Source organism: Streptomyces deccanensis (assembly GCF_022385335.1).
Lineage (GTDB): Bacteria > Actinomycetota > Actinomycetes > Streptomycetales > Streptomycetaceae > Streptomyces > Streptomyces deccanensis.
This window is the reverse complement of the sequence record NZ_CP092431.1, coordinates 6,669,412-6,692,978: the sequence shown is the minus strand read 5'-3', so window position 1 is coordinate 6,692,978 and position 23,567 is coordinate 6,669,412. Positions and strand designations below refer to the sequence as shown.

At 70.0% G+C, this 23,567-nt stretch carries 18 protein-coding genes; 14 read left to right on the top strand and 4 right to left on the bottom strand.

Annotated features, from left to right (window positions below; genetic code table 11):
* The first annotated feature begins 71 nt into the window (after nucleotides 1–71).
* Nucleotides 72–1,106 carry a class II fructose-bisphosphatase gene (glpX, locus tag L3078_RS29855; protein ID WP_239757001.1) on the top strand — a complete coding sequence of 345 codons (1,035 nt, stop codon included), beginning with the start codon at nucleotides 72–74 and terminating at the stop codon, nucleotides 1,104–1,106.
* Between the two features lie 106 nt (nucleotides 1,107–1,212).
* Here glpX and L3078_RS29850 read toward each other — a convergent pair whose 3' ends face one another.
* On the bottom strand, nucleotides 1,213–1,590 hold the full coding sequence (locus L3078_RS29850; protein WP_086758788.1) for a WhiB family transcriptional regulator: 378 nt from the start codon (nucleotides 1,588–1,590) through the stop codon (nucleotides 1,213–1,215).
* A 174-nt stretch (nucleotides 1,591–1,764) separates the two neighbouring features.
* A complete protein-coding gene (locus L3078_RS29845) occupies nucleotides 1,765–2,487 on the bottom strand; it encodes a DUF1707 SHOCT-like domain-containing protein (protein ID WP_239757000.1) in 723 nt (240 codons plus the stop codon).
* Nucleotides 2,488–2,676: 189 nt separating this feature from the next.
* Here L3078_RS29845 and L3078_RS29840 point away from each other — a divergent pair, with 189 nt between their 5' ends.
* The 4 genes from L3078_RS29840 to L3078_RS29825 all read left to right on the top strand — a co-directional run bounded on the left by L3078_RS29840 (nucleotide 2,677) and on the right by L3078_RS29825 (nucleotide 9,164).
* The gene (locus tag L3078_RS29840; protein WP_239756999.1) at nucleotides 2,677–4,344 is read left to right on the top strand and encodes a fumarate hydratase; all 1,668 of its coding nucleotides are present in this window, start codon (nucleotides 2,677–2,679) and stop codon (nucleotides 4,342–4,344) included.
* A gap of 127 nt (nucleotides 4,345–4,471) precedes the next feature.
* Nucleotides 4,472–5,857: a class II fumarate hydratase gene (locus L3078_RS29835; RefSeq protein ID WP_239756998.1), complete on the top strand. Its 1,386-nt coding sequence runs from the start codon at nucleotides 4,472–4,474 to the stop codon at nucleotides 5,855–5,857.
* A gap of 114 nt (nucleotides 5,858–5,971) precedes the next feature.
* Nucleotides 5,972–6,664 carry a cytidylyl-2-hydroxypropylphosphonate hydrolase gene (gene fomD, locus L3078_RS29830; RefSeq protein ID WP_239756997.1) on the top strand — a complete coding sequence of 231 codons (693 nt, stop codon included), beginning with the start codon at nucleotides 5,972–5,974 and terminating at the stop codon, nucleotides 6,662–6,664.
* A gap of 343 nt (nucleotides 6,665–7,007) precedes the next feature.
* The gene (locus L3078_RS29825) at nucleotides 7,008–9,164 is read left to right on the top strand and encodes an ATP-binding SpoIIE family protein phosphatase (protein ID WP_239756996.1); all 2,157 of its coding nucleotides are present in this window, start codon (nucleotides 7,008–7,010) and stop codon (nucleotides 9,162–9,164) included.
* A 175-nt stretch (nucleotides 9,165–9,339) separates the two neighbouring features.
* Here L3078_RS29825 and L3078_RS29820 read toward each other — a convergent pair whose 3' ends face one another.
* Nucleotides 9,340–11,721: a transglycosylase domain-containing protein gene (locus tag L3078_RS29820; RefSeq protein ID WP_239760518.1), complete on the bottom strand. Its 2,382-nt coding sequence runs from the start codon at nucleotides 11,719–11,721 to the stop codon at nucleotides 9,340–9,342.
* Nucleotides 11,722–12,055: 334 nt separating this feature from the next.
* Between L3078_RS29820 and L3078_RS29815 the strand changes: the two genes are divergently transcribed.
* From L3078_RS29815 to L3078_RS29775, 9 genes are all read left to right on the top strand, one after another.
* Nucleotides 12,056–12,580 (top strand): PadR family transcriptional regulator, encoded by a 525-nt coding sequence (locus L3078_RS29815; protein ID WP_033531809.1) that lies wholly within the window; start codon nucleotides 12,056–12,058, stop codon nucleotides 12,578–12,580.
* A 5-nt stretch (nucleotides 12,581–12,585) separates the two neighbouring features.
* Nucleotides 12,586–13,290, top strand: coding sequence for an ABC transporter ATP-binding protein (locus tag L3078_RS29810; RefSeq protein ID WP_239760517.1), 705 nt, complete (start codon nucleotides 12,586–12,588; stop codon nucleotides 13,288–13,290).
* Complete coding sequence (locus L3078_RS29805; RefSeq protein WP_239756995.1) at nucleotides 13,287–15,647, top strand: ABC transporter permease; 2,361 nt, start codon at nucleotides 13,287–13,289, stop codon at nucleotides 15,645–15,647. Before L3078_RS29810 ends, L3078_RS29805 begins: the two co-directional genes overlap by 4 nt.
* A gap of 74 nt (nucleotides 15,648–15,721) precedes the next feature.
* On the top strand, nucleotides 15,722–16,255 hold the full coding sequence (ahpD, locus tag L3078_RS29800; protein ID WP_239756994.1) for an alkylhydroperoxidase, AhpD family: 534 nt from the start codon (nucleotides 15,722–15,724) through the stop codon (nucleotides 16,253–16,255).
* Nucleotides 16,256–16,423: 168 nt separating this feature from the next.
* Nucleotides 16,424–17,218 (top strand): class I SAM-dependent methyltransferase, encoded by a 795-nt coding sequence (locus L3078_RS29795; protein ID WP_239756993.1) that lies wholly within the window; start codon nucleotides 16,424–16,426, stop codon nucleotides 17,216–17,218.
* 614 nt (nucleotides 17,219–17,832) lie between these two features.
* Nucleotides 17,833–18,606, top strand: a complete 774-nt coding sequence (locus L3078_RS29790) for an isoprenyl transferase (protein WP_239756992.1) — start codon at nucleotides 17,833–17,835, stop codon at nucleotides 18,604–18,606.
* Between the two features lie 326 nt (nucleotides 18,607–18,932).
* A complete protein-coding gene (locus L3078_RS29785) occupies nucleotides 18,933–20,258 on the top strand; it encodes a PhoH family protein (protein ID WP_239756991.1) in 1,326 nt (441 codons plus the stop codon).
* 415 nt (nucleotides 20,259–20,673) lie between these two features.
* On the top strand, nucleotides 20,674–21,378 hold the full coding sequence (locus L3078_RS29780) for an aggregation-promoting factor C-terminal-like domain-containing protein (RefSeq protein WP_420864116.1): 705 nt from the start codon (nucleotides 20,674–20,676) through the stop codon (nucleotides 21,376–21,378).
* 165 nt (nucleotides 21,379–21,543) lie between these two features.
* A complete protein-coding gene (locus L3078_RS29775; protein WP_239756989.1) occupies nucleotides 21,544–22,923 on the top strand; it encodes an AI-2E family transporter in 1,380 nt (459 codons plus the stop codon).
* Here L3078_RS29775 and L3078_RS29770 read toward each other — a convergent pair.
* Nucleotides 22,920–23,501 (bottom strand): dihydrofolate reductase family protein, encoded by a 582-nt coding sequence (locus L3078_RS29770; protein ID WP_239760516.1) that lies wholly within the window; start codon nucleotides 23,499–23,501, stop codon nucleotides 22,920–22,922. The genes L3078_RS29775 and L3078_RS29770 overlap by 4 nt on opposite strands.
* Nucleotides 23,502–23,567: the final 66 nt, after the last annotated feature.

The window sequence follows — 23,567 nt, the reverse complement described above, 5'->3', positions numbered from 1 at the left end:
TCTGTCGAACTGACGATAGAGTCGAGCGGAACCCTCATCCGGCCGTCGTCGTATCAGAAAGGTGCGCTCCGATGACCGAGAACCATCATCTGCCGTCCGAGCTCGAAGTCCCCTCCGAGGCCCCCGACCGCAACCTCGCCCTGGAGCTCGTACGGGTGACCGAGGCGGCCGCGATGGCCGCCGGCCGCTGGGTCGGCCGCGGGGACAAGAACGGGGCGGACGGAGCGGCCGTGCGCGCCATGCGGACCCTCGTCTCCACCGTGTCGATGAACGGTGTCGTCGTGATCGGGGAGGGCGAGAAGGACGAGGCCCCGATGCTCTTCAACGGCGAGCGCGTCGGTGACGGCACCGGCCCGGAGTGCGACATCGCCGTGGACCCGATCGACGGTACGACGCTGACGGCGAAGGGCATGACGAACGCCATCGCCGTGCTGGCGGCGGCCGACCGGGGCACGATGTTCGACCCGTCGGCCGTCTTCTACATGGACAAGCTGGTCACCGGGCCCGAGGCGGCCGACTTCGTGGACATCGACGCGCCGATCTCGGTGAACATCCGCCGGGTCGCCAAGGCCAAGCGGTCCGCGCCGGACGATGTGACCGTGGTCATCCTCGACCGGCCGCGTCACGCGGGCATCATCAAGGAGATCCGGGAGGCCGGGGCGCGGATCAAGCTGATCTCCGACGGCGATGTCGCCGGCTCGATCCTGGCGCTGCGCGAGGGCACCGGCGTCGATCTGCTGCTCGGGGTGGGCGGTACGCCCGAGGGCATCATCTCGGCCTGTGCGGTGAAGTGTCTCGGCGGCACGATCCAGGGCAAGTTGTGGCCCAAGGACGACGCGGAGCGGCAGCGGGCGATCGACGCGGGGCACGACCTCGACCGGGTGCTGACGACCGACGACCTGGTCTCCGGGGAGAACGTGTTCTTCGTGGCCACCGGCATCACCGACGGCGAGTTGCTGCGGGGGGTGCGGTACCGGTCGGAGACCGCGACCACCGACTCGATCGTGATGCGGTCGAAGTCCGGGACGGTGCGGCGGATCGACTCGACGCATCGGTTGAGCAAGCTGCGGGCCTACAGCTCCATCGACTTCGAGAAGGCCAAGTAGCTCCGCCGGGCTGGGCACGCCCCCCGGCATCGGCAGGGCGCCCTCTTGTGCGGAGAGGGCGCCCTGTCCGATGGGTGCGCGAGGCCGAGTCGGCGCCGGGTGCGGGCTAACCGGCCGCCGCTATCGTCCCGTTGGCCCGCGCGGCCTTCTTCAGTTCGAGGTCCCGGCGGCGCCTGCGGGCCAGCACCACGCGGCGTTCGGCGGCGGTGAGGCCACCCCAGACGCCGTAGGGCTCGGGTTGCAGGAGTGCGTGTTCCCGGCACTCGACCATGACGGGACAGCGGGCGCAGACGCGCTTGGCGGCCTCCTCGCGGGAGAGCCGGGACGCGGTGGGCTCCTTGGAGGGGGCGAAGAACAGGCCGGCCTCGTCACGCCGGCACACGGCCTCCGTGTGCCACGGGGCGTCCTGGTCCCTGTCGCGCACTGGCACCCGCTGGGGCGGAACAGCAGCGACCTGCAGGGACGAATGCGGCGGATGCAGCACGGTCTACTCCTGACGACGGCTTCGCGAGCGAGAGACGATGCAGCAAGGCCTACCCGCTGTGCGCGGGCCTATGCACTGAGTCCCGAACCGCTGGAATTCGTTGTCAACACCGTGTGGTCACAAGCGGATCAGATCCCTTCGGGAGCCGTCCGGGAGTGGTCGAATTCACAACCGTCAACGGTCCAGGTGTTTGCGCAAATGATCGTCCACCTTGCGGGCGACATGGTCGGAGACCCGGCCGAGGAGATCGGCGATCACCTTGCCCCGCTTCGGTTTCGCCTCGACGCTCCCGAGGACGGCCAGGCCGTCCACATAGACCACGGGGGCGTCGGTCTCGGCCGAGTCCAGCGCGTCCACGGCGAAGTCACCGAGGACACCGCCGCCGCTGCCGCGCAGCGAGACGTTCTCCGGGACCCGGATCTCGACGCTGCCGAAGACCGCGAACACCTTGATCATCACCTGGCGGTGCTCGAAGAGCGCCTCGCTCAGGTCCAGCTCGACGCTGCCGAATATCGCGTAGGCGTGGATACGGCGGCCGGGCCGCCAACGACCCTTGCGCGTCGAGGCGCTGAAGACGGCGACCAGCCGGTCGTCGGGGTCGATCGGGATGGCGCCGGGCGTCGGCCGGTTGGGCACGGAGGAGACGGGCGGCACATACACCGGCCCCGCCTTGCGGGCCTGGCCGGCCGGCAGATCCCGTACGAAGACGTCCAGCTCGCCCACCGTCTTCGCGGCGAGCACGCCCTCGACGCGCTCGGCGTGCTCCTCCGCGGTGAGACGGCCCTCGGCGAGGGCGTCGCGCAGGAGGTCGGCGATCCGGTCGCGGTCGGCGTCGGAGGCGCGCAGCTCGGCGGCGGACAACGGCGGTTCCTGGGTGGGGCGCTTCTGAAGGTCCACGGCAGCAGCGTACCCACTCGCGATAGATCGCGACCAGGGGTGTGGACAACTCGGGGCCGACGAACTGAGCCTTACCTCACAAGCCCGGCCTCCGAGCCAGGTTCTACGCTGGTGGACGCTGCCGATGGAGGCCAGCCGCGCCGTTGTGTCGAGCGCCGAGCGCCGAGTGCCGAGTGAGGAATGGGCGACATGCCTGAGTTCGAGTACACCGATCTGCTCCCCATGGGAGAGGACACCACCCCGTACCGGCTGGTGACCTCCGAGGGTGTCTCCACCTTCGAGGCCGACGGGCGGACGTTCCTCAAGGTGGAGCCGGAGGCGCTGCGCAAGCTGGCCGCCGAGGCGATCCACGACATCCAGCACTATCTGCGTCCGGCGCACCTCGCGCAGCTCCGCCGGATCATCGACGACCCCGAGGCGTCGAGCAACGACAAGTTCGTGGCGCTGGACCTGCTGAAGAACGCGAACATCGCGGCCGCCGGTGTGCTGCCCATGTGCCAGGACACGGGCACGGCCATCGTGATGGGCAAGCGCGGGCAGAACGTGCTCACGGAGGGCGGCGACGAGCGGGCCCTCTCCCAGGGCATCTACGACGCGTACCTGAACCTGAACCTGCGCTACTCGCAGATGGCTCCGCTCACCATGTGGGAGGAGAAGAACACCGGGTCGAACCTGCCGGCGCAGATCGAGCTGTACGCCACCGACGGCGGCGCCTACAAGTTCCTGTTCATGGCCAAGGGCGGCGGCAGCGCCAACAAGAGCTTCCTCTACCAGGAGACGAAGGCCGTCCTCAACGAGGCGTCCATGATGAAGTTCCTGGAGGAGAAGATCCGTTCGCTGGGCACGGCCGCCTGTCCGCCGTACCACCTCGCGATCGTGGTCGGCGGTACGAGCGCCGAGTACGCGCTGAAGACCGCGAAGTACGCCTCCGCGCACTACCTGGACGAGATCCCGGCCGAGGGGTCGCCGCTCGGGCACGGGTTCCGGGACAAGGAGCTGGAGGAGAAGGTCTTCGAGCTGACGCAGAAGATCGGGATCGGCGCGCAGTTCGGCGGCAAGTACTTCTGCCACGACGTGCGGGTCGTCCGCCTGCCGCGGCACGGTGCCTCCTGCCCCGTCGCGATCGCCGTGTCCTGCTCGGCCGACCGCCAGGCCGTCGCGAAGATCACCGCCGAGGGCGTGTTCCTGGAGCAGCTGGAGACGGACCCGGCGCGGTTCCTGCCGGAGACCACGGACGAGCACCTCGACGAGGCCGGCGATGTCGTGAAGATCGACCTCAACCAGCCGATGGACGCCATCCTCGCCGAGCTGACCAAGTACCCGGTCAAGACGCGGCTCTCGCTCTCCGGGCCGTTGGTCGTGGCGCGCGACATCGCGCACGCCAAGATCAAGGAGCGGCTCGACGCGGGCGAGGAGATGCCGCAGTACCTGAAGGACCACCCCGTGTACTACGCGGGACCTGCGAAGACCCCCGAGGGGTACGCGTCGGGCTCGTTCGGGCCGACCACGGCCGGCCGGATGGACTCCTACGTGGAGCAGTTCCAGGCGGCGGGCGGCTCCAAGGTGATGCTGGCGAAGGGCAACCGGTCGCAGCAGGTCACGGACGCGTGCGGGTCGCACGGCGGGTTCTACCTCGGCTCCATCGGCGGTCCCGCCGCCCGCCTCGCGCAGGACTGCATCAAGAAGGTCGAGGTCGTCGAGTACGAGGAGCTCGGCATGGAGGCCGTCTGGAAGATCGAGGTCGAGGACTTCCCGGCGTTCATCGTGGTCGACGACAAGGGCAACGACTTCTTCAAGGACCCGGCCCCGGCGCCCACGTTCACGTCGATCCCGGTGCGGGGCCCCGGGCTGGCGTAGCGCACCCGGCGCCCGAGGAGGCGTTACGGCGGCCGGGCCCGGTGTCGGGCCCGGCCGCCGTACGTCGTGCTCACCCTCACGGGGGACGGCCGGGAACATCACGGACGGCCGGGACGCTGTACCGGACATGAGTGACTACCGCGTCGAACACGACTCCATGGGCGAGGTCCGCGTGCCGGCGGACGCCAAGTGGCGGGCCCAGACCCAGCGGGCGGTCGAGAACTTCCCGGTCTCCGGGCAGCACATCGAGCGCGCCCACATCGAGGCCCTGGCCCGGATCAAGGGCGCCGCCGCGAAGGTCAACGCCGAACTGGGCGTGCTCGACAAGGACATCGCCGAGGCGATCCGGGAGGCGGCCGAGGAGGTCGCGGAGGGCCGCTGGGACGCGCACTTCCCGGTGGACGTGTTCCAGACCGGGTCCGGGACGTCGTCGAACATGAACACCAACGAGGTCCTCGCCACCCTGGCGACCGAGCGGCTCGGTCGGGACGTCCATCCGAACGACCACGTCAACGCGTCCCAGTCGTCCAACGACGTCTTCCCGTCCTCGATCCACATCGCCGCCACGGCCGCCGTGACGCGTGATCTGATCCCGGCCCTGGAGTACCTGGCCGAGGCGCTGGAGCGGAAGGCGGCGGAGTTCGCGGACGTCGTGAAGTCCGGTCGTACACATCTCATGGACGCCACACCGGTCACTCTCGGCCAGGAGTTCGGCGGCTACGCGGCCCAGGTGCGCTACGGCGTCGAGCGGCTCACCGCCTCGCTCCCCCGCCTCGCCGAACTCCCCCTGGGCGGCACGGCGGTGGGCACCGGCATCAACACGCCGCCCGGGTTCTCCGCCGCCGTCATCGCGGAGGTCGCGCGGGCCACCGGGCTGCCGCTGACCGAGGCACGGGACCACTTCGAGGCGCAGGGCGCGCGGGACGGCATCGTCGAGACGTCCGGCCAGCTCCGTACGATCGCCGTCTCCCTCACCAAGATCGCCAATGATCTGCGATGGATGGCCTCGGGCCCGCGGACCGGTCTCGCGGAGATCTCCCTGCCCGACCTCCAGCCCGGCTCCTCGATCATGCCCGGCAAGGTCAACCCGGTGATCCCGGAGGCCGTTCTCATGGTGGCCGCGCAGGTCACGGGCAACGACGTCACGGTCACCACGGCGGGCGCCTCCGGCAACTTCGAGCTCAACGTCATGCTGCCGGTCATCGCCAAGAACGTGCTGGAGTCCGTCCGGCTGCTGGCGAACGTGTCGCGACTGCTCGCCGACCGGACGGTGGACGGGATCGTCGCGAACCGGGAACGGGCCCGTGAGTACGCGGAGTCGTCCCCGTCCGTGGTCACCCCGCTCAACAAGTACATCGGGTACGAGGAGGCCGCGAAGGTCGCCAAGAAGGCGCTCGCGGAGCGGAGGACCATCCGGGAGGTCGTCCTCGACGGCGGTTACGTGGAGCGCGGCGATCTGACGCTGGAACAGCTCGACGAGGCGCTGGATGTCCTGCGGATGACACGGCCGTGACCGAAGGGCGAGTTCCGGCCTTCGCGGGTGTCCCCCGGGTAACCGATTCCCGCCAAGGCGTGAACCGTGACCGGTACCGCAGCGTCATATGCGCATGACACCTAATATCTGCGCATGGGAGACGACGGAGTGGTGAGACGAGTGGAAGCGGGCGGGGCGACGGCGTTCTGGGAGCCGGGGAGTCAGATCCTGTGGCGTTACCGGGAGAACGGCGGCGAACGCTTCCATATCGCGCGTCCCGTCACGGTGGTGCGCGACGACGCGGAGCTGCTGGCCGTGTGGTTGGCGCCCGGCACCGAGTGCGTACGACCCGCGCTGGCGGACGGCGCCTCGCTCAACTCGGTACCGCTGGCCTCCCGCTACAAGGAGCCGCGGAGCATGCGGCTCGGCCGCTGGTCCGGCACCGGAGTGCTGAAGCTGGCACGGCCGGGCGAGCCGTGGTCGGTGTGGCTGTTCTGGGAGCAGGGTTGGCGTTTCAAGAACTGGTACGTCAACCTGGAGACGCCGCTGGCCCGTTGGGACGGCGGTGTGGACTCCGAGGACCACTTCCTGGACATCTGCGTGTATCCGGACCGATCGTGGAACTGGCTCGACGAGGACGAGTTCGCACAGGCCCAGCAGGACGGTCTGATGGACGCGGCGGCGGCCGGGCGGGTCCGGGAAGCGGGCCGGTCGGCGGTGGAGGTGATCCGCGCGTGGGGCCCGCCGTTCTCGGACGGCTGGCAGCACTGGCGCCCGAATCCGGCGTGGGGAGTACCGTCTCTCCCGGACGACTGGGACCGTACGCCCGCGCACTTGTCCTCATGAGACCCTTGATGCGCCCCCGGTCCGCAACCGTAGGATCGTCCTCCGCAATGGTTCACAGGGGCAACTCCCGCAGTTCGGGCAGGGCTTGACCGTACGTCACCGAGGGGCGGCAAGACGTGATCAAGGGGTACGAGGGTTACACCGGGGCGAGCCGGAGACGGCCCGACGGACGGGCAGTGCTGTCGTTCGGCGAGCCCGCCGGTACCGTGTGTGCCACAGGAACTGCCTCTGACCACGCGGGAATTCCGTTCCCAGGACACGTAATCCGGGTATCGGCCTTTCTGCGGGACGAAGTATCGGGTTTGCGGGACGCACTGCGCTCACGACGCGCAGTCCCGGACGGATGGATTCGACACGCGTGACGGAGCACCCCACCTCCCACGAGCGCCCTCAGGGTGGCGCAGGCCCCACGGACCCCCGCGGGGCGCTTCTGCGTACCCAGGAGCCGACGCGCACCGCGCCCGCCACGGCCTTACCCGCTCAGGCACGCATGGGTGACGCACATGTCGAGCCGGGCACCACGGCCTCGTGCCCGACGAGCGAGGCGCCCTCGGAGCACGCCCAGCCGGCGCTCTCCGAGCACTCGCAGCCCGCGGCCACCGAGCCCGACCCGCACCGCCCGAGGCCCGCGCCGGAGACCATCCCGGCGCAGCCCGGCGGTGAACCGGACCGGTCGGGCGGCGGCAGCGGCAGCGGCGGCGGCATTGGCGGCGGTACCGGCAGCGGCAATGGCGGTGGTCCGGAACGGCGCGGCGGGCAGGGAGTGCCGCCCGGCGCCCCCATGCCCATGCGGCGCGACGGCGACCGGCTGCGCTTCGTGGGCGCAGCGACCCGGCGGATCGCCCGCGGCATCGACCTGGACGAGATCGTGATGGGTCTGTGCCGGGCCACCGTGCCGACGTTCTCGGACGCGATCCTCGTGTATCTGCGCGAGCCGCTGCCGGTCGGTGACGAGCGGCCCACCGGGCCCATGGTGCTGCGGCTGCGCCGCACCGACCGGATCCCCGAGGAGCGGGACACCGAGGGCGGTTTCATGCCGTCCGCGCTCCAGCAGCCGGAACCGGTCGACCTCGCGGTCGTCACCGCCGAGCAGTGCGAGGTACGCCCCGGCGGGGCGCTCGCCGAGGTGCTGCGGGGGGTGCGCCCGGTCTTCGCGGACGCGCCCGCCGCGCACGACGCGCTGCCCGAACTGCTCGGCCCGGACGCCGAACTGACCGTGCCGACCGGCCAGCGGGCGATCCTCGCGCCGCTGCGCGGGCGGCGCCGCGTGATCGGCGCGGCGGTCTTCCTGCGCCGCCCGGAGCGGATGGCGTTCGAGCAGGACGACCTGCTGGTCGCCGCCCAGCTCGCCACGCACAGCGCGCTCGGCATCGACAAGGCGGTGCTCTACGGCCGCGAGGCGTACATCGCCGACGAGTTGCAGCGCACGATGCTGCCGGAGGCGCTGCCGAAGTGCACCGGCGTGCGGCTCGCGCACCGGTATCTGCCGGCCGCCGAGACCGCGCGGGTCGGCGGTGACTGGTACGACGCGATTCCCCTGCCGGGGAGCCGGGTCGCGCTGGTCGTGGGCGATGTGATGGGTCATTCGATGACCTCGGCCGCGATCATGGGGCAGCTGCGGACCACCGCGCAGACCCTGGCGGGGCTGGATCTGCCGCCGCAGGAAGTGCTGCACCACCTCGACGAGCAGGCCCAGCGGCTCGGTACGGACCGCATGGCGACCTGTCTGTACGCGGTGTACGACCCGGTCTCACACCGGATCACCATCGCCAACGCCGGGCATCCGCCGCCGGTGCTGCTGCATCTCGGCGGGCGTGCCGAGGTGCTGCGGGTGCCGCCGGGCGCGCCGATCGGTGTGGGCGGGGTGGACTTCGAGGCGGTCGAGCTGGACGCGCCGGCCGGTGGCACGCTGCTGCTCTACACCGACGGGCTCGTGGAGTCCCGGCTGCGGGACGTGTGGACCGGGATAGAGCAGTTGCGGGAGAAGCTGGCCGCGACCGCGCAGTTGACCGGGCCGGACCATCCGCCGCCGCTGGAAGCGCTGTGCGACGAGGTGCTCGACATGCTCGGCCCGGGGGACCGTGACGACGACATCGCGCTTCTTGCCGCGCGCTTCGATGGGATCGCTCCCAGCGACGTCGCGTACTGGTTCCTGGAGCCGGAGGAGATGGCTCCGGGGCGGGCACGTCGGCTGGCCCGGCACGCCCTGTCCCGCTGGGGTCTGGAGGAACTGACCGACTCGGTCGAGCTGTTGATCAGCGAGGTGGTCACCAACGCGGTGCGGTACGCGACGCGGCCGGTGACCCTGCGGTTGCTGCGGACCGACGTGCTGCGGTGCGAGGTGACCGACGACGTGCCGCAGCTGCCGCGGCTTCGGCAGGCTCGGGCGACGGACGAGGGGGGCCGTGGGCTCTACCTGGTCAATCGGCTGGCCAAGCGGTGGGGGGCGACTCGGTTGAGCGCGGGGAAGGTCGTCTGGTTCGAGCTCAACCAGGCGTGAGCGCTCCGCTGGGCCACGCCGCTCAGAGCTCGGGACCGACCGTGCTCTGAGCAGCAGCCGGCTCGTCGTGGCTGGTCGCGCAGTTCCCCGCGCCCCTCAAGGGCCTACGGCCCTTGAACGCGCGAAGGGGGCGCCCGGTGCATCACCGGGCGCCCCCTTCGCTGTGTCAGGTGCGTCAGTCGTCCACCTGGGGATCGTTGGGGTTCGTCGGGAAGTCGATGCCGCCGTCGTCGTCGCCCGACGGGGTCTCCTCCGGGGTGGTCGAGGGGGTTTCCTCCGGGGTGGTCTCCGGGGTGGTCTCCGGGGTCGTCGCGGGTTCGCTCGACGGCTCGTCCGTGGTGGGCGTCTCCGAGGGGGTCTCCGAGGGGGTCTCGGACGGCTTAACGGACGGGGTCGGGGAGAGCGTGGGCGCGACCGCGGCACCCTGCTTGGTCTCCAGGTCGAACTTGGTGGTCTTGCCCATCACGCCGAAGGTGTACGTGGCCCAGATCTGGGCGGGGAAGCCACCGCCGTTGACCCGGGGGACGCCGAGGGCGTTGTACATCGAGACGTGCTTGCCGTTCTTGCTCATGTCCTCGCCGAACAGGCCGACGGAGGTCACGAGGTTCGGGGTGTAGCCGGTGAACCAGGCGGAGCGGTTCTCGTCGGAGGTACCCGTCTTGCCGGCGACCTGCTGGCCGTCGCGGGCCGGGTTGTCGCGGACGGACTTCTGGGCCGTACCGTCGTCGACCACGCCGGTGAGAACCGAGGTGACCGTGTCGGCCGCCTCGCGGGTGATGACCTGCTCGCCGATCGGGTCGTCGAACTTGACTTCCTCGTCCCGGCGCTTGGCCTCGGCGATGATGGTCGGGGTGACCTTCTTGCCGTGGTTGTCGAGGGTGGCGTAGATGCCGGCCATCTCCAGCGGGCTGGCGCCCATGGAGCCCAGGGTCTGGGCGGGCACGGCCTCCATGCCCTCGGTGTCCATGCCGAGCTTCCCGGCGACCTCCATGACCTTCTCCATGCCCACGTCGACACCCATCTGGGCGAAGACGGAGTTGATGGACTTGTTCATGGCGGTCTGCACGGTGACGTCGTCGTAGTCGACGTTGTCCTCGTTGGGCGGGGCGAAGCCGACCGCGGTGCCGTCGTCCGTGACCTTGTGCCGGCTGTCACCGTCGTAGATCGTGTTGGCGGTGATCGGGTCGCCGTCCTGCGTCTCGGCGTCCTCGTCGACGGCAGCGGCGAGGATCACGGGCTTGAAGGTGGAGGCGGGCTGATAGTCCCGACGGGTGGCGTTGTTGGTGAAGTGCTCCACGTAGTTGACGCCGCCGTACATGGCGACGACCTTGCCCGTCTTCGGGTCGACGGAGACGGCGCCGGCCTGGATGTGCTTGTCGACCTTGCGCTTCTTCGGGTCGAGCTTGCTGGTGAGGCGTTCCTTGACGGCCTTCTCCAGCGCGGCCTGCTTCTTCGGGTCGATGTTCAGCGTGATCGTCCAGCCGCGCAGGTCGATGAGCGCCTTGGCGTCCTCGGTGTCGTCCGCCTTGCCCGAGGCCACGAGCTGCTTGGCCAGTTGGTTGTTGGCGGCCTCGACCAGGTAACCGTTCTGGCCGGCCATGCCGGCGGCGGCCTGGGGCGCCTTGGGCTTGGGGAGCGTCATTTCCGCCCGCTCCGAGGCGGTCAGCTCCTTCATCTCGACCATGTTGTCCAGCACGTAGTTCCAGCGCGCCGTGACCAGCTTCTTGCCGGTCGGGGTGGCGGTGGCCAGGTCGTACTGGCTGGGGGCCTGGAGCAGCGCGGCGAGGTAGGCGCCCTCCTCGACGTCGAGGTCCTTGGCGTCCTTGCGGTAGTACGCCTGGGCGGCGGCCTGGATGCCCCACGCGCCACGACCGTAGTAGCTGGTGTTGATGTAGCCGGCGAGGATGTAGTCCTTGGACTCCTCGCGCTCCAGCTTCAGGGAGATGACCAGTTCGTTGAGCTTGCGGGTCACCGTCTGGTCGGACGTCAGGTAGTAGTTCTTGACGTACTGCTGGGTGATCGTCGAACCACCCTGCTTGCCCTTGCCGGAGAGGGTGTTGATGACACCGCGCGCCATGCCCTTGAAGTCGACGCCGGGGTCGTTGAAGAAGGTCTTGTTCTCGGCGGCGACGAAGGCCATCTGGACATCTTTGGGGACCTTGTCGAGCTCGACGATCTCCCGGTTGGTGTCACCGGTGCGGGCGAAGATCTTGCCGTTGGAGAACTTGTAGACGTTGCTCTCCTGGGTCGCCTCGGGGTTCCCCTTGGGGATGTCGATCATCAGGTAGAGCACGATGAAGGCGCCCATGCCGAGCAGACAGACACCGAAGAACCCGCCGAGGATCTTCTTCCAGGTGAAGAGGCGGCGCAGGAAGCTCTTCTGACTCTTCTGCTGCTTCTTGTTGCCGGCCTTGGCCGCGGCCCTGGCAGCCGCCCGGCCGCCGCCCTCGGGCGGGGCTATGACGGCCGTCGCCCCCGCGTCGCTGCCGGAGGAGCGCTGGGGCGCCGCGCGGCGACCGCCGCGCTGCCGCGCTCGTCTTTCTTCCGCTCGTCCCATGGCTCCGGTCCGCTCCGACTTCTGCTCGGTCTCATACGTCACTCGGGTCTTGTCAGCTCAGCAAGCTAACACCGAGGACTACGACAAGAGGGAGTCGGTCCGCTCTGTGGCGACGTGACAAAGCGCACGCGCGAGGCGCGCTCACAGACCTCATCCCACCGGAACGGACGTTCCAGCAGGGGCGATGGTTGCCCCGTCCGACTCATGGGTTTCTGACGGTCTCGGTGACAGAACCGTGACAATCGGCCCTGACCTGCGCCCCCTTCGCATCCGTAGAGGGCCTATACACGGTAGGTATACGTGCGGTGTATACCTCGTGTGTACAGTCGTGCTCATGTCCATCGGTCACACCCTCCTGGGACTCCTGGAGTCCGGGCCCCGACACGGTTACGACCTGAAGCGGGCCTTCGACGAGAAGTTCGGTCACGACCGGCCGCTGCACTACGGCCAGGTCTACTCGACGATGTCGCGCCTGCTGAAGAACGGCCTCGTCGAGGTCGACGGCATCGAGCCCGGCGGCGGACCCGAGCGCAAGCGGTACGCGATCACCGAGGCCGGCATCACGGATGTCCAGCGGTGGCTCGCGACGCCCGAGAAGCCCGAGCCGTATCTGCAGTCGACCCTCTACACGAAGGTCGTCCTCGCCCTGCTCACCGACCGGAACGCGGCCGACATCCTCGACACCCAGCGTTCCGAACACCTGCGCATGATGCGCATCCTCACCGACCGCAAGCGCAAGGGCGACCTGGCCGACCAGCTGATCTGCGACCACGCCCTGTTCCATCTGGAGGCCGATCTGCGATGGCTGGAGCTGACCGCCGCCCGACTGGGCAAGCTGGCCGAGGCGGTGACCCGGTGAACCCCGTGAACGCGGCCTTCTCCCCGGCCCCCGCCGGTTCCCTGCTCGTCGCGACCGATCTGCGCAAGGCCTACGGGCCGACCACCGCGCTGGACGGCGCCGAGTTCTCCATCCACCCCGGCGAGGTCGTGGCCGTGATGGGCCCCTCCGGCTCCGGCAAGTCGACCCTGCTGCACTGCCTCGCCGGGATCGTGCCGCCCGACTCGGGCTCGATCACGTACAACGGCCGCGAGATGGCCTCCATGAACGACTCCCAGCGCAGCGCGCTCAGGCGCAGCGAGTTCGGGTTCGTCTTCCAGTTCGGCCAGCTCGTGCCGGAGCTGACGTGTGTGGAGAACGTGGCCCTGCCGCTGCGGCTGAACGGCGCCTCCCGCAAGGAGTCGGAGCGGACCGCCCTCGGCTGGATGGAACGCCTGGAGGTCGACGACCTCGCCCGCAAGCGTCCCGGTGAGGTCTCCGGCGGCCAGGGCCAGCGGGTCGCCGTATCGCGGGCGCTGGTCACCGGCCCCCGGGTGCTGTTCGCGGACGAGCCCACCGGCGCGCTCGACTCCCTCAACGGCGAGCGGGTGATGGAGCTGCTCACCGAGGCCGCCCGGTCCACCAACGCCGCCGTCGTCCTGGTCACGCACGAGGCACGGGTGGCCGCGTACTCCGACCGCGAGATCGTCGTACGGGACGGGAAGTCCCGGGACATGGAGCGCGTCGTATGAGTCCCGCCGTGTTCCGCCAGTGGTACCAGGACCTGGCGATGGGGGTGCGGTTCGCCTTCACCGGGGGCCGCGAGGGGTGGGTGCGGGCCCTGCTCACCGCCGTCGGGGTGGGCCTCGGGGTGGCGCTGCTGCTGCTCACCGCGGCGGTGCCGAACGTGCTGTCCGCGCGGGAGACCCGCGAGGAGGCCCGGCAGGACCGGGGAATCGGCTACCTCGAGCCCCAGTCCAAGCGGACCGACAAGAGTCTGGTCATCGCCGACACCGACACCGAGTACCGGCAGGAGGAGATCCGGGGACGGCTCCTCGAACCCGAGGGCGCGGGCGCGCCGCTGCCGCCCGGCGTCGCCGAGTTCCCCGCGCCGGGCGAGATGGTCGTCTCCCCCGCCCTGTCCGACCTGCTGAAGTCCGACGCCGGGAAGCTGCTGCGCGAGCGCCTTCCGTACGAAACGGTGGGCACCGTCGGGCAGGACGGACTCATCGGTTCGACCGACCTCGTCTACTACGCGGGCGCCAAGGGGATCGCCGACCGGGTCGACGGCTCGGTGGTGGCGCGGATCGACGCGTTCGGGACGGACACCACCGGGACTCCCGAGGAGGAGGTCGACCCGATCCTGCTGCTGCTCACCCTGGTCGTCTTCGTGGTGCTGCTGATGCCGGTCGCCGTCTTCATCGCCACGGCCGTACGGTTCGGCGGCGAGCGGCGCGACCGCAGGCTGGCCGCGCTGCGGCTGGTCGGCTCCGACGGGCGCATGACCCGTCGGATCGCGGCGGGCGAGGCGCTCGCGGGCTCCCTGCTGGGGCTGGTCTTCGGTGCGGGCTTCTTCCTGCTCGGCAGGGAGGTGGCCGGCTCCGTCGAGGTGTTCGACATCAGTGTGTTCCCGAGCGACCTCAACCCCTCCCCCGGCCTGGCCCTCCTGGTCGCGCTCGCGGTGCCGGCCGCCGCCGTCCTCGTCACCCTGTTCGCGCTGCGCGGCGTCGTCATCGAGCCCCTCGGCGTGGTCCGCACGGCCAAACCGCCGCGCCGCAGGCTCTGGTGGCGGCTGCTGCCGCCGCTCGCCGGTCTCGCCCTGCTCTACCCGATGATCGGCCAGGGCGGGGAGAACGGGACGTTCAACGAGTACATGGTGATCGGCGGTGTCGTCCTGCTCCTGGTCGGCATCACCGCGCTGCTGCCCTGGGCCGTCGAGGCGTTCGTCGCCCGGCTGGGCTCGGGCGCCGTCTCCTGGCAACTGGCCGTCCGCAGACTGCAGTTGAGCAGTGGAATGGCGGCCCGCATGGTCAACGGCGTCGCGGTGGCGGTGGCCGGTGCGATCGCCCTGCAGATGCTGTTCTCCGGCATCCAGTCCCGGTACGAGGCACCGACCGGGCAGGACACCGCGCGGGCGCAGCTGGAGCTCGTGCTGCCGGACGACGTCCGGGGGGACGTCGTCGGCGAGAAACTGAAGCGGGCCAGGGGGGCGCAGACGACAGCGACGCTCTCCACCGCGACGGTCTCCGCCACGGCCAAGGACCCGGAGGTCTCGACGGAGCTGACCCTCGGCGACTGCGCCGCGCTGCGCGAACTGGCGAAGATCTCCTCCTGCCGCGACGGCGACGTCTTCCGGATGGAGTCCCGGGACAACCTCGAGGAGCCGGCCGCGGCGGCGCTGGCCGCCCCCGGGAACACGGTCTACTTCGACCCGACCTACACCGGCGACGTGCGGGGCGCCGAGATCGCCTGGAAGCTGCCGGCCGAGATACGCGGGGTGCCGGAGCGCGCCGACCCCCTGCGGAGCGGGACGTACGGGCTGCTGGTCACCCCGGGCGCCCTACCGGCGAAGACCGAGAAGTCGTTCTACGGCACGGTCTATGTGCGGACCGACCCCCGGGTGCCGGACGCGCTCGACGAGGTGCGCAACGCGGCCGTGGCGATCGATCCGCTGATCAGGACGTGGGAGTGGGAGACGACGAGGCGGGTGGACCAGTTCGCGGACATCCGCACCGGTCTGCTGGTCGGCGCCACCGCCGTGCTCGCCCTCATCGGCGCGAGCCTGCTCGTCTCCCAGCTGGAGCAGTTGCGCGAACGCAGGAAGCTGCTGTCGGCGCTGGTCGCCTTCGGCACCCGGCGTCGCACACTGGGCCTGTCCGTGCTGTGGCAGACGGCGATCCCGATCGTCCTCGGCCTGTTCCTCGCCTCGTCGGTCGGCGTGACCCTGGGCGCGGTCCTGCTGCGGATGACGAACGTGGAGGTGTCCCTCGACTGGTCCAGTGTGCTGTCCATGGTGGGCATCGGCGCGGGCGTCGTCGTCCTGGTCACGGCGCTGAGCATGCCGCCGCTGATGCGGATGATGCGGCCGGAGGGGCTGCGTACGGAGTAGACCGGTGCCGCCGCGTCCGCGCGGCGGCGTCACACTGGACCCCCGCCCACCGCTCGCCCCGGAGTGAGGACGCCATGTCGCTCGACACCCTGAGGTCCCTGATTCCGGACTACGCCAAGGACCTCCGCCGGAATTTCGACGCCGTCCTCGGTGACTCGGAGCTGTCGGCGCAGCGGTTGTGGGGCACGGTGCTGGCCACGGCGATCGCCTCGCGTTCGGCGATCGTGCTGCGCGAGCTGGCGCCGGAGGCGAGGGCGCGGCTGTCGCCCGAGGCGTACACCGCGGCGAAGTCCGCGGCCGCGGCGATGGCGTTGAGCAACGTGTTCTTCCGTACGAGGCATCTGCTGTCCGACCACGAGTACGGCGCTCTGCGGACGGGGCTGCGGATGAACGTCATCGGCGATCCGGGCGTGGCCAAGGTCGACTACGAGGTGTGGGCGCTGGCCGTGTCCGCGATCAATGGGTGCGGGGCGTGTCTGGACTCGCACGAGCGGGTGCTGCGCGGGGCCGGTGTGAGCCGGGAGACCGTGCAGGAGGCGTTCCGGGTCGCTTCGGTGGTGCAGGCGGTGGGGGTCACGGTGGAGGCGGAGGCGGTTCTCTCCGAGTAAGGCGTGGGGTGGCCTGGAATCGCCGGACAGCTCGTGGGGCGGCTGCGGGTCGGAGGGGGCTGGTCGCGCAGTTCCCCGCGCCCCTGACGGGCAGGGGCTTCGCCCACTGCCCGTCAGCGCCGGAAAACCGGTCGCCGATCGCTTCGTCGCTGGGGAAAATCGGGGCCCATGACCTCCCTCCCCTCCCCCGCCTTCGCACGCCGCACCTTCGAAGAACTCGTCGCCGAGGGCGATGCCGTACCCACCGAGGGGTGGGACTTCTCGTGGTTCGAGGGGCGGGCCACGGAGGCCCGGCCCTCGTGGGGGTACGCGCGAGGGATGGCCGAGCGGCTCGGGCGGGCCTCGGCGGCGCTGGACATCCAGACCGGGGGCGGTGAGGTGCTCGCTTCCGCTCCCCGGTTTCCGCCGGTGACCGTGGCCACGGAGGGGTGGCCGCCGAACGTCGCGAAGGCGACCGCGCTGCTGCACCCCCGAGGAGCGGTGGTGGTGGCCTGTGACCAGGACGCGCCGCTGCCGTTCGCCGACGGGGCGTTCGACCTTGTCACCAGCAGGCACCCGGTACGTGCGCACTGGTCGGAGATCGCCCGGGTGCTGCGGCCCGGCGGCACGTACTTCGCGCAGCACGTGGGGCCCAGCAGCGTCTTCGAACTGGTCGAGCACTTCACCGGCCCGCTGCCGGAGGAGAACCGCAACGCCCGCCACCCGGACGGGGAACGGGCCGACGCGGAGGCGGCCGGCCTGGAGATCGTGGATCTGCGGGCCGAGCGGCTGCGGATGGAGTTCCACGACATCGGGGCGGTCGTGCACTTCCTGAAGAAGGTCGTCTGGATGGTGCCCGGCTTCACCGTCGAGGCGTACCTCCCCCAGCTCCGCTCGCTGCACGAGCGGATCGAGGCCGAGGGCCGCTTCGTCGCGTACAGCGCCCGCCATCTGTTCGAGGCCCGCAGGCCGGTGGCCGGCTGAGTCGGTTGTCCACATCGTTATCGCCCGCGGCTTGGCTTATCCGGGTCTACTCGCGTAGGTTCAGACCAAGGTAATTCGCGTGAGCAAAGCTGCGCGGCACGGCCTCGCGCAGTGGAGGGGGCTGCGCGAAGCCGGGCACCTCGCCACCGGCGTCAAGCGCGCGTTCCACCGGCGCTTCACCCGTACGGGGGCCTCGGGGCACTTCTCCCCGGAAGTCGCACAACGGTGCGCAAACCCCACATTCCTGTCGGGATTCCTTCATTCTCCCTTGGAATCCGCCGGGATTCAGCCATGATCACCCCTCGATCACACCCTGAATGAACGGTTCCGCACTCACCGCCGCGCTGTCGTTCGACTCCGGAGAGTAGTTGTGGCACGCCGATGCACGCAGCATCACTCACGAAGGGTTATGGTGGAAACCCCCCTCGGGCCGGTCCGTCTCCCCCCCACGGACCGGCCCGTTTTTTCTGCCCGGAAGGCGGCCCTCCATCGAGGCCGCCGCCAGGGCCCCGGGCGGGGCCCAACCCCGCACACCCCTTGGCGTAGTTGGCCTCCAGCCCCGGTAGGCTCTGCCAACCTAGGGGACTGCCACCGCACCGGAGGGGCTGGAAGACGTGAACCTGCGCGACACACTGCGCGGCCTGCTGGTCAGGGTCTACGCACGCAGGGTCGAGGGCCACCTCGACCACGCCCAGGTGCCCGAGCACATCGGCGTGATCGTGGACGGCAGCCGCCGCTGGGCGAAGGCCGCGGGCTCCACCACGGTGCAGGGCCACCAGGCGGGGGCCGACAAGATCGAGGAATTCCTCGGCTGGTGCACCGAGACGGATGTGAAGGTCGTCACTCTCTGGCTGCTCTCCACCGACAACTTCAACCGGCCGAAGGAAGAGCTCGTCCCGCTGCTCGGGATCATCGAGGACACCGTCCGCTCCCTCGCCGCCGACGGCCGCTGGCGCGTGCACCACGTCGGGGCACTGGACCTGCTCTCCCCCGGGATGCAGCGCGCGCTCAAGGAGGCCGAGGAGGCCACCGCGGACGTCGACGGGATACTGGTCAACGTGGCCATCGGGTACGGCGGCCGCCAGGAGATCGCCGACGCCGTCCGGTCGATGATCCAGGACGCGCAGGACCGGGGCACCTCGATGGAGGAGCTCGCCGAGAACGTCTCCGTGGACCTGATCGGCAGCCACCTCTACACCGTCGACCAGCCCGACCCCGATCTGGTGATCCGTACGAGCGGCGAGCAGCGGCTGTCCGGATTCATGCTCTGGCAGACCGCCCACTCCGAGTACTACTTCTGCGACGTCTTCTGGCCAGCCTTCCGGAAGGTGGACTTCCTGCGTGCCCTGCGGGACTACGCGGCGCGCCACCGGCGCTACGGAGGCTGAGGCTCCGCCGTTCGGGTGAGGTGCGTACCACCCTCACCGGGACAGAAGTAACGAGGAGTTCATCGGGACGCCGTCGTACCGCTTGGCATGGCGGCGCATGTTCGAGGGCATAAGCCAGTCAGGTCGACACCCGAACCACGGGTGTCGGATCTCAGCGGGCGGCTCGGGGCCGTCCGCCCGGGAGGCCCTTTGCACCAGCCCGATCGTGCGGTCACAGCACGGACGAAGCAGCGGAGGGCCGGTCACCGGCCCGTGCAACGGGGCCAACGACCGGCCCAGTTCGTTCTCGTCGCTCCCCGACCTCATCCGAGGGGGTACGTCCTTCCGTGGTGACCAGCACAAAGCGCCGTATGCCAGACCGGCGCACCTACGTTCTCGACACCAGCGTCCTGCTGGCCGACCCGAATGCTTTGAACCGCTTCGACGAGCACGAAGTCGTGCTGCCGATCGTGGTGGTCACGGAGCTGGAGGCGAAGAGGCACCATCCCGAACTCGGCTACTTCGCCCGGCAGGCCCTGCGGCTGCTCGACGAGTTCCGGGTCCGGTTCGGCCGCCTGGACGCCCCCATCCCGATCGGGGACCTCGGCGGCACCGTACGGGTCGAGCTCAACCACTCGGATCCCAGCGTGCTGCCGAGCGGCTACCGCCTGGGGGACAACGACTCCCGGATCCTCGCGGTCGCCCGCAACCTGCAGGCCGAGGGCTTCGACGTCACGGTGGTGTCGAAGGACCTCCCCCTCAGGATCAAGGCGTCCTCCGTGGGCCTCCTCGCCGAGGAGTACCGCGCGGAGCTGGCCATCACGGACGCCTCCGGCTGGACCGGGATGTCCGAGCTGACCCTGTCGGGCGAACAGGTCGACATCCTCTTCGAGGAAGGCTCGATCCACGTCCCCGAGGCGAGCACACTCCCCGTCCACACCGGTCTGACGATCCAGTCGGAGCGCGGCAAGGCGCTCGGCCGGGTGACGCCCGACGGCAACATCCGTCTGGTGCGCGGCGACCGGGAGGCGTTCGGCATCAAGGGGCGCAGCGCCGAGCAGCGCATCGCGCTGGATCTGCTGCTCGACCCGGACGTGGGCATCCTGTCCATGGGCGGCCGGGCCGGCACCGGCAAGTCGGCGCTCGCGCTGTGCGCGGGTCTGGAGGCCGTGCTCGAACGGCGCCAGCACCAGAAGGTGATGGTCTTCCGGCCGCTGTACGCGGTGGGCGGGCAGGAGCTCGGCTATCTGCCCGGTTCCGAGTCCGAGAAGATGAGCCCCTGGGCGCAGGCGGTCTTCGACACCCTCTCCGCGGTCACCAGCCGCGAGGTCATCGAGGAGGTCACCGCGCGCGGCATGCTGGAGGTTCTGCCGCTCACCCACATCCGCGGCCGTTCCCTGCACGACGCGTTCGTGATCGTGGACGAGGCACAGTCCCTGGAGCGGAACGTCCTGTTGACCGTTCTGTCCCGGATCGGGGCGAATTCACGGGTCGTTCTGACCCATGATGTCGCCCAGCGCGACAACCTGCGCGTCGGTCGCTACGACGGTGTCGTCGCCGTGGTGGAGAAGCTGAAGGGTCATCCCCTCTTCGCCCACGTCACGTTGACGAGGTCCGAACGGTCCCAGATCGCGGCCCTTGTGACCGAAATGCTGGAGGACGGGCAGATTTAACCCCGACACCACGGGTTCGGCCCCAATTCCCGGGCGCCGTCCGGCAAAAGGCTCAGCAGCCTAGCCGGGCGGCGCCTCGGCGTGTGGGCGTTTCCTGGAATCTCCAGCGTCAAACGAGGTGTGAGCTTTCACACTCACCACTGAATTGCCTCCCGGTGTCGGGTTACGGCAGAGTCTCATTCCTGTCAGGCCCCGCATACGACACACCTGTACCCCCAGCGGTACGGAACAACAGCACCACCAGGTCAACTCCACAGCGTCGTCGTATGCCGCCCGAGCACCACACGGGGCTCCCCGCAAGGGAGTTGCCCCATCGGGCCCGCGCCTCCGTGACCCCGCAGTTGGGAGGCCAGCGTCAGGGGCACGATTGCGTCCGCCAGGGTCACCGAGGCGGGCGATGCTGGAAGGAACCCGTGTGAGCCGGATTTCGGTCCGGGGATTCGCAGTGGCCTCGGCCACCGCGGTCACCGCAGTCGGCAGTGTCGTCGGAGTTGCCTCGGGCAGCACCGCCCAGACCACTGACGACGCCGAGGCGGTCGCGAACGACACCACGTTGCTCGCCGACATACCCGTGGGCCAGCAGGCCCAGGTGCAGACCGCGTCCCTGACTGCTCAGGCCGACGCCCAGGCCATCGCCGCCGACGCGAGCGCCCGCAAGGACGCCGAGGAGACCGCCCGTAAGAAGGCGGCCCGGGACGCGATCGACAAGCAGAAGGCGGCGGAGAAGGCCGAGCAGGAGCGCAAGGCGAAGGAAGCGGCGGAGGCCGAGGCCAAGTCGAAGTCCGCCGCCGCCGGCTCGCTCGGTGACATCCCCGTGCAGAGCTCGTACACCATCGCCGAGATCCAGGCGATGGCGAAGGCGGTCGTGGCCGGCGACCAGTGGACGTGCTTCAGCAACATCGTGGACCACGAGTCCAGCTGGAACTACAAGGCGGTCAACCCCTCCTCGGGTGCCTACGGTCTCTTCCAGGCGCTGCCCGCCGGCAAGTACTCCTCCGCCGGTTCCGACTGGCAGACCAACCCCGCCACACAGATCAAGTGGGGCCTGAACTACATGGAATCGCGCTACGGCAGCCCGTGCGAGGCCTGGGCGTTCTGGCAGGCCAACAAGTGGTACTAGGCCGTTCGGCGACGGGGTGACGACCACGCGCCGCTCAACCCTGCGAAGCCCTCCACCGTCCTTTGGTGGGGGGCTTCGGGCATGTACGGTCGAAGCCCCGGAGAGGAATCGCGGCCTCCGGGAGGAGTGGTGACCCACAGGAGCGACGGGGGAAGAGGACGGATGATGTCGCGAGTTCCAGGGTGGCTCGGCCGGCTCGGCGCCGGACTCAGCGGGTGGGGCGAGCGGTTGGAGCGACGCCGGGCGGAGATGGAGGCGGAGTCGGAGGCGGATTCCGAGTCGGGGGCGCGGTCGGAGTCGGGGACGAAGGGGCCGGCCGGCCCGGGTGCCTCCGGTTCGCCTTCGCCTGCTGAGGCGGGCGGCTCCACGGGTTCCGAGGGATCTGCGGGGTCTGCGGGGTCCAAGAAATCTGCGGGGTCTGCCGGGTCTCAGGGTCGGGCGACCGCTCCCGTTCTCTACAGTCGTCCGGATCCCGCGTCGGCGGTGCCCTGGGGTATGCGGGTGGCCGCCGAGGCCGGATGGCGGCTGCTCGTGCTCGCGGGCACCGTCTGGGTGTTGATGCGGGTCATCAGCTCGGTACGGCTGCTGGTGCTGTCGTTCACCGCCGCGCTGCTCGTCACCGCCGTGCTCCAGCCGACCGTGGCACGGCTGACCCGGCTCGGCGTACCGCGCGGCCTCGCCACGGCGCTGACCGCCGCCCTCGGCTTCATCGTCATGGGGCTGATCGGCTGGTTCGTCACGTGGCAGGTCATGGAGAACATCGACGATCTCTCCGACCAGATCCAGGACGGCATCGACGAGTTGCAGCGCTGGCTGCTCGACAGCCCGTTCCATGTCACCGAGAACCAGATCAACGACATCGCCAAGAACCTCCGCGAGGCGGTCAGCAACAACACGGACACGATCACCTCGGCGGGGCTGGAGGGCGTGACCGTCATCGTCGAGGCGCTCACCGGCATCCTCCTGACGATGTTCTCCACGCTGTTCCTCCTGTACGACGGCAAGAGGATCTGGCAGTGGGCCCTGAAACTGGTGCCCACGGCGGCCCGGCCGGGGGTCGCCGACGCGGGGCCGCGCGCCTGGCGGACGTTGACCGCGTACGTGCGCGGCACGGTGGTCGTGGCGCTGATCGACGCGATCTTCATCGGTCTGGGGATCTACTTCCTGGACGTGCCGATGGCGGTCCCGCTGGCCGTGTTCATCTTCCTGTTCTCCTTCATCCCGTTGGTGGGTGCGGTCGTCTCGGGCGCGCTGGCGGTGGTCGTGGCCCTGGTGACCCAGGGCGTGTTCACGGCCGTCATGACCTTGGTCGTGGTGCTCGCCGTGCAGCAGATCGAGGGGCACATCCTCCAGCCGTTCATCCTCGGCCGGGCCGTCCGGGTGCATCCCCTGGCCGTGGTGCTGGCGGTCGCCGCCGGTGGCATGGTCGCGGGGATCGGCGGCGCGGTGGTGGCCGTGCCCCTGGTCGCGGTCACCAACACGGTGGTGGTGTCGCTACGGGCGTACGCGGACGAGCACGGGCGGGACGTGCGCGACAGCGCCTAGGGCCTGTCGTGGCGGGGGCGTTCGTGGCGGAGGAGGACCACTCCGTTGCCGAAGGTGCGGGTCTCGACCAGGCGCAGGGCGGTCGGGGCCGCGGTGTCGGCCGCCGGGAAGAGTCGCTTGCCGGCTCCCAGGAGCACGGGGTGGACGTAGACGCGGTACTCGTCGACCAGGTCGTGGCGCATGAACTCGGCCGCCAGTTCGGCGCCGCCCACGACCAGGTCACCGCCGCCCTGTGCCTTGAGCGCCTCGATGTCCCGCGCGACGACCTCCCGGACGATCGTCGTGTGCCGGTCCCCGTGGCGCAGGGTGCGGGAGTAGACCAGCTTCGGCTTGTTCCGCCAGATCTCGGCGAAGTCGGCGACGGGGCGCGGGGTGTCGGGGTCCCGGTCGGCCGTGGGCCAGTAGGCGTCCATCAGCTCGTAGGTGACGCGGCCTTCGAGGAAGACGCCCATGTCCCTGAGGACGTCGTTGAAGTGCGTGTGCAGTTCGTCGTCGACCAGGTGCCAGTCGATCTCGCGGTTCGGGCCCTCCATGTAGCCGTCGAGGGACACGGACATCATCAGGACGAGCTTGCGCATGGGGGCCTCGCGGGTGTCGGGGTGTCGGGGTGTCTCGGGTGTCTCGGGTGTCTCGGCTGTGAGGGA